This is a genomic window from Corynebacterium sp. HMSC072A04, from assembly GCF_001809235.1.
Classification (GTDB): domain Bacteria; phylum Actinomycetota; class Actinomycetes; order Mycobacteriales; family Mycobacteriaceae; genus Corynebacterium; species Corynebacterium hiratae.
The window spans coordinates 67,903-80,179 of record NZ_KV796799.1 but is presented as its reverse complement, the minus strand read 5'-3'; the positions used below and the strand labels follow the sequence as shown (position 1 = coordinate 80,179).

Here is a 12,277-nt window from a genome sequence, read left to right as displayed (position 1 = left end):
ACCTGCATGAATGCACTTCCAGGTCTGCACTTTTAGGCTGGGCACCGGATTACAGGTAGTGCGGCGGAGGTGAAGAACGGAAGCCTATCTGTGGCGAGGCACACAAAGCTGGGTTATGAGTAGTGCATGAACAATGAACAACTCTTTAGCTTTTTAGACCAGCACCTTATCGACCTTCGGAAGCTGCCCAATGATGATCCCCGGTGGAAGAAGGTGCATGCCGGCAAGGTGGCCAAACTGGCGTGGTGCTTCGTGCTGCCGATGGTGCATTGGCACGAACTCAAGCCGTGGCAGAAGGAGACCGCGAAGGCGTACGTGCTCGGGTTGACCTTGCCCAAGGCGACATTAGTGGGAAAGTCCGCCGCCCTTATTCATGGAATTCCGCTGGTTGTGCCGCCGACCGAATGGGAGGCGACGTTGCCTTCGAACTCGGTACCTCCACGATCTAAAGCCACTGTCCGTTATCGCCGCATGGATTTGCGCGGTAAAGAGACGGTGGTTCACGGGATTCGCGTGTCAACCCTGGAGCGCACGGCCATTGATATTGCGCGGTTCTATGGATTTGAGGAGGGGCTCGTTGCCGTCGATGCCGTGCGGGCGCGCAATGTAGGTCAGTTCGGGATTAACGAAACGCTCGGCGCTATGGGGAGAGTTAAGGGTGTTGCCGCCGCGCGGCGGGCGGTTGCTGAAAGCGTCAATTGCGCGGAGTCACCGTGGGAATCCTATGCCCGTGCCTTGATTCTTGCGGCGGACTACCCGGAGCTGCGCTGGGTCAAGGCGCAGTATGTGATTGAGAACTATCGAGCGGATCTGGTCATTAATGGGTGGCTCGTGATTGAGATTGACGGAAACGTCAAGTACCGCTTCGAGGCCGAAGAGGTAATTCGCGCGGAGCATCGGCGCCAGCAAGCCATCCTCAACAAGGGCTACATCGTCTTGAGGTTTAGCCCAGAACAGTTGAGTTCGCGGCCTGACTATTTCCAGGAGACGGTGGGCAAACACCTGGCACGCGGCCCGCGCTTGTAAAAGTGCAGACCTGGAAGTGCAGACCTGCTGGTCGTCGCAAAGCACTGCCTTGGCGCTGGACGACGCCCACCTGCGTGAATGCACTTCCAGGTCTGCACTTTTGGGTTGGGCTCTGGATTGCAGGCAGCGCGGCGCCCAATACTGGTCGGGTGACAGTCTTGTATCTGAGACAGGCAGGCCAAAAGAGCCCTAGAAGTTGGTGCTGCGTCACAGTAGCTTCTGATGTGTGACGCTGACCAAGCCCCACAAGGGACAGCCCCGGGAAACCGGCCTTGGGGGTTTGGAAGGGCGTCGAAAAGCACGAGCGAAAGGAAGTCATGTCTGAACCCCGCGAAGTACGCGCCCCGCGCGGAACCGAACTGAACGCCAAGTCTTGGCAGACCGAAGCCCCGCTGCGCATGCTCATGAACAACCTCGACCCCGAGGTTGCTGAGCGCCCCGAGGACCTCGTAGTCTACGGCGGCACCGGCCGTGCAGCCCGCAGCTGGGAGGCCTTCGACGCCATCGTGGAGTCGCTGAAGGACCTCGAATCCGACGAGACCCTGCTGGTGCAGTCCGGCAAGCCGGTCGGCGTTTGGAAGACCAACGAGTGGGCACCGCGCGTGCTCATTGCCAACTCCAACTTGGTCGGCGACTGGGCTAACTGGGAGCACTTCCGCAAGCTCGAGGACGAGGGCCTGATGATGTACGGCCAGATGACGGCCGGTTCCTGGATTTACATCGCTACCCAGGGCATCCTGCAGGGTACTTTCGAGACCTTCGCGGCCGTGGCCAAGAAGCGCTTCAACGGCACGCTCGCCGGCACCTTCACCCTGACCGGTGGCTGCGGCGGTATGGGCGGCGCGCAGCCGCTGTCCGTGACCTTGAACGGCGGCGCCTGCCTCATCGTCGATGTTGACGAGACCCGCCTGAAGCGCCGCCAGTCCAAGCGCTACCTCGATGAGGTCGTCACCGACCTGGATGAGGCACTCAAGCTGGTGCTCGACGCCAAGGAGAACAAGAAGCCGCTGTCCGTCGGCCTGGTGGGCAACGCCGCCGAGGTCTTCCCGGAGGTGCTGCGCCGCCAGCGCGCGGGCGAGTTCACCGTGGATATCGTTACGGACCAGACCTCCGCGCACGACCCGCTGAGCTACCTGCCCACCGAAATCACCGTCGAGGATTGGCACAACGAGGCCAAGGCAGATCCGACCACCTTCACCAAGAAGGCCCGCGAGGCCATGGCCGCCCAGGTCCAGGCCATGGTGGAATTCCAGGACGAGGGCGCCGAGGTCTTCGACTACGGCAACTCCATCCGCGACGAGGCCCGCAAGGCCGGCTACCAGCGCGCCTTCGAGTTCCCGGGCTTCGTTCCGGCCTACATCCGCCCGCTCTTCTGTGAGGGTCTCGGCCCCTTCCGCTGGGCAGCGCTCTCCGGCGATCCGGAGGACATCAAGGTCACCGACCAAGCACTTAAGGAGCTCTTCCCGGACAACGAGCACCTGCACAACTGGCTCGATGCCGCCGAGGAGTACGTGGAGTTCGAGGGCCTGCCGGCACGTATTTGCTGGCTGGGCTACAACGAGCGCCACAAGGCTGGCCTGCTCTTCAATGACCTGGTCAAGGAAGGCAAGATCAAGGCTCCGATCGTCATCGGCCGCGACCACCTCGATTCCGGTTCCGTGGCCTCCCCGTACCGCGAGACCGAGGCCATGCTCGACGGCACCGACGCCGTGGCTGACTGGCCGCTGCTCAACGCAATGACCGCTGTCTCCTCCGGTGCCACCTGGGTATCCATCCACCACGGCGGCGGCGTGGGCATGGGTCGCTCCATCCACGCGGGCCAGGTCACCGTCGCCGATGGCACCGAGCTGGCCGCCGCCAAGCTGCGCGCGGTGCTAACCAACGACCCGGGCATGGGTGTTATCCGCCACGTGGATTCCGGTTACACTCGCGCCAAGGAAGTCGCCGACGAGCGCGGTGTGCGTATCCCGATGGAATTCAAGGCCCGCGACTAGACAAGAGAGGAAAAGAAGATCATGTCCACCCTGTTTACTGGAATCTCAGAGCTGCGCACGGTGTCGGAGGCAGGCATGCTTGCCGACGCCGCACTCATCGCCAACACCGACGGCACCATCGCCTGGATCGGCCCAGCCTCCGAGGCCCCGGCCGCGGACGAGAAGGTCGACCTGGGCGGGCGCGCAGTTCTGCCGGGCTGGGTGGATTCCCATACCCACATGATCTTCGATGGCGACCGCTCCGCCGAGTTTGAGGCCCGCATGGCGGGCGAGTCCTACCAGGCCGGCGGCATCGCCGTGACGATGGACGCGACCCGCTCGGCGGGGGAGGAGCGCCTGGAAAAACTCCTGGTGGAACGCATCGCCGCTGCCCGCCGGGGTGGAACGACCACCTTGGAGACGAAGACCGGTTACGGTCTCAATACCGAATCCGAGGTGGAGGCCGCTCGCGTGGCGGCCCGCCACGTCGATGACGTGACCTTCCTCGGCGCGCACCTCGTGTCGCCGGGAGCAGAGGCCGAAACCTACCTCGACGAGGTTGTGGGCCCGATGCTCGACGGCGTGGCGGAGCACGTGCAGTGGATTGACGTCTTCTGCGAGCGTGGTGCCTTCGACGAGAAGCAATCGCGCCGCGTGCTCGAGGCCGGCAAGGCTCGCGGACTTGGCGTGCGCGTGCACGGCAACCAGCTCGGCGAGGGCCCTGGCGTAGCGCTCGCGGTGGAGTTGGGCGCGGCCTCCGTGGACCACGTCAACTACCTCAGCGACGCGGATGTTGAGGCGCTGGCCTCCTCCGATACGGTGGCTACGTTGTTGCCGGCCTGCGATCTGTCTACCCGTGAGCCGCTGGCGCCGGGCCGCAAGCTTATTGATGCCGGCGCGACCGTCGCCATCGCCTCCAACCTCAACCCGGGCACCTCGTACACCTCCGCAATGAACTTCTGCATCACGACGGCCGTGCTCCAGCAGCACCTCACCCTCGATGAGGCCATTGCCGCCGGTACGCTGGGCGGTGCTACCGCGCTGCGCCGCCAGGATGCTGGCGAGGGCAAGGATGCGAAGGGCCGCCCTGCCAAGGGCTCGCTGGTAGTCGGCGCTGCTGCGGACCTGCACGTCCTCGATGCCCCGAGCGCTATCCACCTGGCTTACCGCCCGGGCATGCCGATGACGTTCAAGACCTTCGTCGGCGGCCGCGAGGTCTAGAAAGCAAAGTCTCGCACTCTAGAGTGTAAAACTTTGCAGTCTGCGGTATTCTGCAGGCATGATGTGGACAGTAGAGCAGCTCGAGGACTACCTCGAGCACTGTCGCCTCTTGCAGTCGGATACGACGACCGTGGAGGTGAAATCGGGACGCGGCGGAATGCCGCAGTCCTTGGGGGCTACTCTGTGTGCCTTCGCCAACTTGCCGCGTGGCGGCACCGTCATCATTGGAGTGGCGGAGCCCGGCTTTGCGGTGCACGGCGTGGACGATCCTGGCGCTATCGAAAGCGCCCTGGCGGATCAGGCACGCACCCTCGTGGAACCCGCGCCTTACATTGAGACCCAGACCCTCCATATCGAAGGGCGTGCTGTGGTGCTCGGCCACATCGAAGGCGTGCTGCCGCACCAGCGGCCGGCGCTCTATCGGGGGCGGCCCTACCTGCGCATGGCGGACGGTGACTATGTCATGAGCTCCAACGACCTCCGCATGATCGAGGTGGATAAACTACACGCGCGCGAGGCCATTGCCTATGACTCAGCACCCGTTCCCGGGTCAAGCCTAGAAGTTTGTGATGATTCGACGCTCAAAGAAGCAGTAGCGGAGCTGCGCAGAGCCACTCCTCGTTTGCGAGATGTGAGTGATGCCGCGTTACTGGAGCTATTTCGCGTGGTCGATTCCCGAGGACAACTGAGTGTGGCCGGTTTGTACGCTCTGGGGCGCTTTCCGCAGGGATTCTTTCCCGACCTGCATATTTCTGCGGCCGTGCAATACCCGGCGGGGGAGGAAGGACCGCGCACCCGGAACCTGGAAGAGTTTTATGGGCCCGTCCCGGATCTGGTGGATGCGGCCGTGGCGTGGGTGCGCCGGAATATCGATACCGACTTGGTCTATGGCACGGATGGACATCTGCGCGAGGTTCCCGAGCTTCCCCTCGAAGCGGTCCGCGAGGTCATAGCTAATGCCGTAGTCCACCGAGACCTCGGGCCGGAAAGCTTAGGTGCCGGGAAGTTCGTCACCATTCGGCTGACTCGCCAGGCACTGATCGTGACCAGCCCGGGTGGGCTACGCGGCATCTCCGTGGAAGAACTCAAGGGAAGGGTACTGTCACCCGTCGCTGTAAACCCGCGCCTGTATGCACTGAGCACGAAATTGCGTCTAGAGGATGGCGAGCGCGTCATCGAGGGCCAGGGCGGAGGCATGAAGGTCGTCTTTTCGTCCCTTCGCAAAGCCGGCTTGCGCCCGCCGACCCTCATCGACACTGGTGTTCGCTTCACCGTGATCCTCTGGAGAGCGGGGCGAGGCGATGACGAGCACGCCCCCGCGACTCGCAGCGCCTCTGCTTCCTTTCAGCCCGCGTTTGCCCCAGCACAGACAGCGAAGGAGGGCAGTGTGGTGGAAGACGGGCTCGTCGCCAAGCTCGGCGGAAACCCAGCCCTTGTGCTTAGCGCGCTGCGCCGGAACGGCGAGCTCTCGCTCGTGGACATCGTGAACAGCACGCAGCTCACCCGCGGCCAGGTGCGTTATGCGTTGGGCAAGCTCATCGAGTCCGGGCACGTCACGATGCGCGGCAAACACGGTGACCGCGCCACGCGTTACGCTGCGAAGGAGTAGCCCGAGGCGGAAAAGCTCGGGTAATTCAGCGGCGAAATAGCTAATTGGGTGCCGGTGCCGTACTCTGGTCTGAGCAATGAGCATTACCGATAACGCCACCGGCGGCGTAAACGAGCCGGAAGAATTCAATAAGTCGGAATCTCAGGAAAACTCGCAAGGTGGCGAAGCATTGGACGCTTCGCAGGTGTCGAACCAGGACACCGGGGCTGCGAATAACCCTGAGGACACCGGCGCTGAAGAAACTTCAGCCAACGACAACTCCCAGGGTTTTGCACACCTCGGCCTTCCCGATGACGTTCAGGAAGCCGTGTCCAAGGTGGGCTTTACCAAGCCATCCCCAATTCAGGAAGAAACCATCCCGATCCTCATGGAGGGCCGCGACGTCGTCGGTCTGGCCCAGACGGGTACGGGTAAGACCGCGGCCTTCGCTCTGCCGGTTCTCTCCCAGATTGATACCGAGGCCCGCTACCCGCAGGCTTTGGTCCTCGCGCCCACGCGCGAGCTCGCCCTCCAGGTTGCGGATTCTTTCCAGTCCTTCGCCGACCACTTGGGCCGCATCGAAGTTCTGCCTATCTACGGTGGCCAGGCTTATGGCATCCAGCTCTCTGGTCTGCGCCGTGGTGCCCAGATCATTGTGGGCACCCCGGGCCGCGTCATCGACCACCTGGAGAAGGGCTCCCTGGATATCTCGCAGCTGCGCTTCCTCGTCCTCGATGAGGCGGACGAGATGCTCAACATGGGCTTCCAGGAAGACGTCGAGCGCATTCTTGAGGACACCCCGGAAGACAAGCAGGTCGCACTCTTCTCGGCCACCATGCCGAACTCGATTCGCCGCCTGTCTAAGCAGTACCTCAACGACCCCGCCGAGATCACGGTGAAGTCGGAGCGCCGTACGAATGACAACATCACGCAGCGCTTCCTGCTGACCCCGCACCGCCACAAGATGGATGCCTTCACCCGCATCCTCGAGGTCATTGACTACGACGCCATCATCGTCTTCTGCCGCACCAAGCACGCGACCGAAGACGTGGCCGATAGCCTCAAGGAGGCCGGCTACAACGCTGCCGCCATCAATGGCGATATTGCCCAGCAGCAGCGTGAGCGCACCGTCGATCAGCTTAAGGATGGCCGCCTCGACATCTTGGTGGCTACCGACGTGGCGGCCCGTGGCCTCGACGTGGACCGCATTACCCACGTGGTCAACTACGACATCCCGAATGACACCGAGTCCTACGTGCACCGCATTGGCCGTACGGGCCGTGCCGGCCGCACTGGTGAGGCGATCCTGTTTGTCACACCGCGTGAGCGTCGCATGCTGCGCTCCATCGAGCGCGTGACCAATGCCCGCTTGGAGGAGATGGATCTTCCGACCGCGGATGAGGTCAATGCTAAGCGTAAGGAGAAGTTCTTCGCTTCCATCGGCGCTTCGCAGGAGGACAAGCAGTTCGAGTTCTTCCGCGACATGGTGCGCGAGTACTCTGCAGCGGAGAACGTGGCGATGGATGATATCGCCGCGGCCTTGGCCGTGCAGCTGCAGGGCGGGACGGACTTCCTGCTCAAGGAGCGCCCGGTGACTAAGAAGGACCGTCGCGAGCGCGATCGCTTCGAGCGCGACGGCCGCGGGCGTGACCGTGATCGTGGTCGTGACCGCGGTGGCCGCGACCGTGACCGCGGCCCGCGCCGCCCGGATGGGGACTTTGAGACGTACCGGCTGGACGTCGGCAAGCGCCAGAACGTGCGCCCGGGTGCGATCGTGGGTGCGCTGGCCAACGAAGGTGGCCTGACTTCCAAGGACTTCGGCCGTATCACCATCGCGGTGGGCCACACCTTGGTGGACCTGCCGAAGAACCTGGACCCGGCAGTGCTGGACCGTCTGAAGGACACCCGCATTTCCGGACAGCTCATCAAGATCCAGAAGGACACCGGCCGCCCGCCGCGCCGGAACTACGATGACGACCGTGGCCGCGGCGGCTACGGCGGACGCGGACGCGGTGAGCGCGGCGGATACCGCGACCGTGACCGCGGTGGACGTGGCCGCGACCGTGGTGGGCGCCGCGGCGGTTGGCGCGACTAGGCTCCGCTAGGCGCCGCAGCGGCCTTAACGCTGCACGAGAAAACCTCCCAAACTCTCGCTGAGAGCTTGGGAGGTTTTATCTGTTGAGGCCTAAACCGAAGAGTTTAGACGTACATCAGGATGGCGCAGACAACCCACAGCAGGTTGAAGATACCGGAGAACATCGCCAGCTGCTTCTTCAGCTTGGCCACATCGGCGCTGCCCGGGCTGGCAATCGCAGCCATGGCCTGGTTCTGCTTCGGGATAACCACGACGAGCAGAATGACCCAGGCGATGACGGAGAGCAGAAGGGCAATGTGGAACTGGACCTGAGATTTGTAGGCAGCCAGGTCAGTAAGGAAGACAGCCAGACCGATGACCGGAACGATGGCGGAAATGTAGCCATAGGTCGAGGTGATCTTGTTGAGGATGCCGGCGGCACCTGCGGCCGAAGCATCACCGGCGCCAGCCTTTGCCAGCTGGGCAGGGAAGGCGGAGGTGGAGATACACACGGTACCGACCAACAAGATAGCGGCGAAGGCATGGAGGAAAATAAGCAAGCTTGTCATGGGGAGTGCGCTTTACCTTTCTGTACGGGGCTTTTCCCAGCGAAAGTCTAACGGTGCTGGGAGATGAAATCGAATCGGCACTGGTGGCGCATGACCGCATAATCGCGGTCAGGCAACGGTAGTTGGTACTTGCGCGCCACCGCGGCAAGGCGCAGCGAGTAGTCGCAGCGGTCGGCGGGCGGGAGCCAGTCCGCCGGCAAGGAATCGGACTTGGTTTGGTTCAAATTGCGGGCAGTGGCAACAAGGTTGAGCGGATCGTTGGCGAAGGCCATTTTCTTATCGCGCGGCCACGTTGAGGCGCCAAGGTCCCAGGCTGCTGAGAGCGGAAAGACGTGGTCGACTTCGACGCGCTCCGCCGCAGGTGCGCGGGCATAAGGATCGAAGAGGGTGCCGTCGATGGTCTGCGCTGCTTTGACGTTATCGCGGGTGCCCGGCGCCCAGCCGCCGAAGTCATCGCGGTTGTAGCCAGGGGCCTCCACGCGCGCAGGCACGGTAGCCACACCCAGGTCCGGGCCGGGAAGGAGATGGTAGCCGCCGTAGGCCACCGTGGCTATGGAGAGGAAACCGATATAGGCCGCGCGCAGGTTCATGCACTTTTAGACTGCACGTGGCGTGGAGGGGTTCCTGAAGGGCTCGGAGGGGCGTCGCCAAGCACGCAATTAGGTGGGTTGTGATGTCAACAAAACTTGACAAAATAAGAATAGTTTTAATAATTAGCTTGGTAATAGATTAAGAATGTCAAAATTACTGATCCCGCTATCACTGCTAAAAGAAAGGAAACGCAGTGAAATCTCCGCTCCCCATTCTTGCTGCGACATGTCTCGTTGTTGCAGCAAGCCCTCTTGCCTTTGCGCAGGACGTCGCGCCGGAACTGCCGGAATCTGCACTCGCCGAGGAAGCCCTCAAAGACCCCATAGCAACGGAGAGCCCCAACGAATCCGGGGACATTAAGGATGCCGCCGAAGAGTTAAAGAATTACTCCACAGCACCAGCACCTGGTGGTAACAGTCCGGTCGGTGATGAATACTCGGCCTTCTACCACGATGCTGTAGATCTGGAGTCATCCACCCCCGGCCAGCTTTTCCGTTCCGCGCCTGTTCGCAACCCGGCGAATACCCTCGGAATTACAAATATCGGCCCCTACAAGGCCCAGCGCATCCTGTATTCCTCTACCAACCGCACGGGAGAGAAAACGGCAGTCAGCGGCATTGTTATTGAGCCCAAAGCAGCATGGACGAAGCCGGGACCACGCCCGGTTGTAGCATTCGCCCCTGGTACCCAGGGTGTGGCAGACCGCTGTGCGCCGTCGCGCAAGATTGCTGAAGGCGTGGGGGATTATGAGCAGTTCTTCTTCGAGCAATACTTGAAGAAGGGATATGCGGTGGTGGTGACAGACTATGAAGGTCTTGGTACCCCAGGAATGCACACTTACATGGACCGAATCTCCCAGGGGCATGCAGTCTTGGATAGTGCGCGTGCGGCACAGCAGCTGAACGGCTGGGATATTAGTGGTGACAACCCCGTGTTCATTAACGGCTATTCGCAGGGAGGTGGGGCAGCGGCATCAGCAGCGGAACTCTATGATGACTACGCGCCTGAGCTTAACGTCAAGCTAGCAACGATTGGTGCTGCACCCGCGGATCTGACGTTGCTGCCGCCGGCTCTCGACGGCACGCTGTATTTCCTTTTTGAGTCCTATGCGTTGTTGGGCTTGAGTAACTCCTATGGCGAAGACCTGTACGCTCATCTCAATGAGAAGGGGGCTGCAATTCTCAAGCGCGCCACCAACACCTGCACCCTGGGGCTGGCTGGCTTTTCAGGAACCACCATTGAACAGATCAGCAATGAGGGCAACAGCGTTGACGAATTCATTGCTACTGCGCCCTTTGACCGAATTCTGGCGGACCAGCACATTGGTTACGATGCGCCGTCGATTCCGGTGGTGGTTACGCACGGCCGCGGCGATGATGTGATTCCTTTCTCCACCGCTGAGCAGCTGGTTGAGCAGTGGACTTCGCGTGGTGCAAACGTGACCTTCATTCCGAATGATGCCCGCTCCCACGTGGCTGGTACCGTCCCGCATATTAAGGAATCCGTCAAGGCTATTGAGGCAGCGCTGTCTTAAAAGGAAGGTGTCTCGGGCACCTCAGTTCACAAGACAAACCCCTCGCCGGAGCTTAGTGATGAACTAGCCCGACGAGGGGTTTAAAAGAAGGAGGGGGAGGGGCCGAAGGCTACTTCTGAACCTTCTCCGCGGCCTCCTCGAAGTCCAAGTCATCGTTTTCTTCAACGAGCTTGGCCAAGCGGGTAGCCTCCTCGAATTCCTGGATGACCTTCTCATCCGGAGCCTTGGTAGCAAGGGAAACACCGACGGATACGAGCAGAGCGGAGATGAAGCCCGGAACCAGCTCGTAAAGGGTATCGCCCAGCGGGCTCATGCCCCAGCCGATGGCCACGACGGCACCGGTGATCATGCCGGCGATGGCGCCGGTGGAGTTGAGGCGCTTCCAGTACAGCGACAGCAGCACCAGCGGGCCGAAGGCGGAGCCGAAGCCGGCCCAGGCGAAGCCGACCAGACCCAGAATCGAATCCGACGGGTTGATTGCCAGCACAGCGGCGACGATGGCGATGGCCACGACGGCAGTACGGGACAGGTTGATCAGGACGTTCTGGCTTGGCTTCTTCTTAGCGAAGATGAGGTAGAGGTCCTCAATGAGGGAGGTGGAGACCACCAGCATCTGGGAGGACATCGTGGACATGATGGCTGCCAGAACGGCGGTCAGAACCAGACCAGCAAACAGCGGGTGGAACATGACCTGAGCCATGTCCAGGAAGATGGTCTCGTAGTTCTCCTGGTCAGTAATGGAGTGGTTGGTCTCAGTGAAGAAGACCGTGCCGGAGAGCGCCACAAAGATGGCTCCGATCAGGGAGATGCCCATCCAGCTGACACCGTAGAAGCGGCCCGCGCGGGCGTCGGAAGGCTTGCGCAGCGCCATGAAGCGCACGATGATGTGCGGCTGACCGAAGTAACCCAGGCCCCAGGCCAGGTTGCCGATGATGACGGCGGCGGATACGCCAGAGAACAGGGAGAAGTAATTGGGGTTCTCAATCACGCCACCGGTGGCGTAGGGGTTCTCAGCGGCGAAGCTGAAGATCTCACCCGGGTTATCCAAGGAGAAGAGCACCATGATCGGCACGATGATGAGCGAGGCGAACATCAGCAGGCCTTGAACGGTATCGGTGTAGGACACCGCCAGGAAGCCACCGACGAAGGTGTAGAAGACCGTCACGGCTGCCACGACGAGCATGCCGACCATGTAGTCGCCGCCGAAGCTGGACTCGAAGTAACGGCCGCCGGCCACCATGCCGGAGGAGACGTAGAAGGTGAAGAAGAAGATAATGATGGCCGCCGCGATGATGCGCAGCAGGCGCGACTTATCGTGCAGGCGGTTTTCAAAGAAGGAGGGCACGGTAATGGAGTTGCCGGCAATTTCGGAGTAGGAGCGCAGACGCGGCGCGACCCACTTCCAGTTGGCCCAAGCACCGATGAGGAGGCCGATGGCCATCCACAGCTCGGACATACCGGTCAGGAACAAAGCGCCCGGCAGGCCCATGAGCAGCCAACCGGACATATCGGAGGCGCCGGCGGATAGGGCGGCTACGAACGGGTGAAGGCCGCGGCCGGCGAGAACGTAGTCGTCGTACTCATCCGTCTGCTTGTAGCTCCAGAAGCCGATGGCGGCCATGGCAAGCAGGTAGATGATCATCGCAACGACATACCAAGTGGAGTCTTGCACTGATCTCTCCTTGAGATTGAGATTTATAA

9 protein-coding genes are annotated in these 12,277 nt (G+C 61.7%); 6 read left to right on the top strand and 3 right to left on the bottom strand.

The features are described from left to right. The first annotated feature begins 126 nt into the window (after nt 1-126). The 5 genes from HMPREF2565_RS09160 (at nt 127) to HMPREF2565_RS09140 (ending at nt 7,903) form a co-directional block, all read left to right on the top strand. On the top strand, nt 127-1,026 hold the full coding sequence (locus tag HMPREF2565_RS09160) for a DUF559 domain-containing protein (protein WP_070511510.1): 900 nt from the start codon (nt 127-129) through the stop codon (nt 1,024-1,026). Nucleotides 1,027-1,343: 317 nt separating this feature from the next. After that, on the top strand, nt 1,344-3,020 hold the full coding sequence (locus HMPREF2565_RS09155) for a urocanate hydratase (protein ID WP_046648896.1): 1,677 nt from the start codon (nt 1,344-1,346) through the stop codon (nt 3,018-3,020). Between the two features lie 21 nt (nt 3,021-3,041). Then, nucleotides 3,042-4,220: an imidazolonepropionase gene (hutI, locus tag HMPREF2565_RS09150; RefSeq protein ID WP_071407197.1), complete on the top strand. Its 1,179-nt coding sequence runs from the start codon at nt 3,042-3,044 to the stop codon at nt 4,218-4,220. A 58-nt stretch (nt 4,221-4,278) separates the two neighbouring features. Next, nucleotides 4,279-5,829 carry an ATP-binding protein gene (locus tag HMPREF2565_RS09145; protein WP_071407196.1) on the top strand — a complete coding sequence of 517 codons (1,551 nt, stop codon included), beginning with the start codon at nt 4,279-4,281 and terminating at the stop codon, nt 5,827-5,829. A 76-nt stretch (nt 5,830-5,905) separates the two neighbouring features. Continuing rightward, a complete protein-coding gene (locus tag HMPREF2565_RS09140; protein WP_070511516.1) occupies nt 5,906-7,903 on the top strand; it encodes a DEAD/DEAH box helicase in 1,998 nt (665 codons plus the stop codon). A 104-nt stretch (nt 7,904-8,007) separates the two neighbouring features. Here the strand turns inward: HMPREF2565_RS09140 and HMPREF2565_RS09135 are convergent, their stop codons facing one another. Both HMPREF2565_RS09135 and HMPREF2565_RS09130 read right to left on the bottom strand, forming a co-directional pair. Continuing rightward, a complete protein-coding gene (locus tag HMPREF2565_RS09135) occupies nt 8,008-8,451 on the bottom strand; it encodes a hypothetical protein (protein WP_046648900.1) in 444 nt (147 codons plus the stop codon). A gap of 47 nt (nt 8,452-8,498) precedes the next feature. Further along, nucleotides 8,499-9,041 carry an HNH endonuclease family protein gene (locus HMPREF2565_RS09130; protein WP_071407195.1) on the bottom strand — a complete coding sequence of 181 codons (543 nt, stop codon included), beginning with the start codon at nt 9,039-9,041 and terminating at the stop codon, nt 8,499-8,501. Between the two features lie 194 nt (nt 9,042-9,235). Here HMPREF2565_RS09130 and HMPREF2565_RS09125 point away from each other — a divergent pair, with 194 nt between their 5' ends. Further along, nucleotides 9,236-10,576: a lipase family protein gene (locus tag HMPREF2565_RS09125; protein WP_071407194.1), complete on the top strand. Its 1,341-nt coding sequence runs from the start codon at nt 9,236-9,238 to the stop codon at nt 10,574-10,576. 109 nt (nt 10,577-10,685) lie between these two features. On the opposite strand, the gene putP is transcribed toward HMPREF2565_RS09125, so the two are convergent. After that, nucleotides 10,686-12,248, bottom strand: coding sequence for a sodium/proline symporter PutP (putP, locus tag HMPREF2565_RS09120; RefSeq protein WP_070547258.1), 1,563 nt, complete (start codon nt 12,246-12,248; stop codon nt 10,686-10,688). Nucleotides 12,249-12,277: the final 29 nt, after the last annotated feature.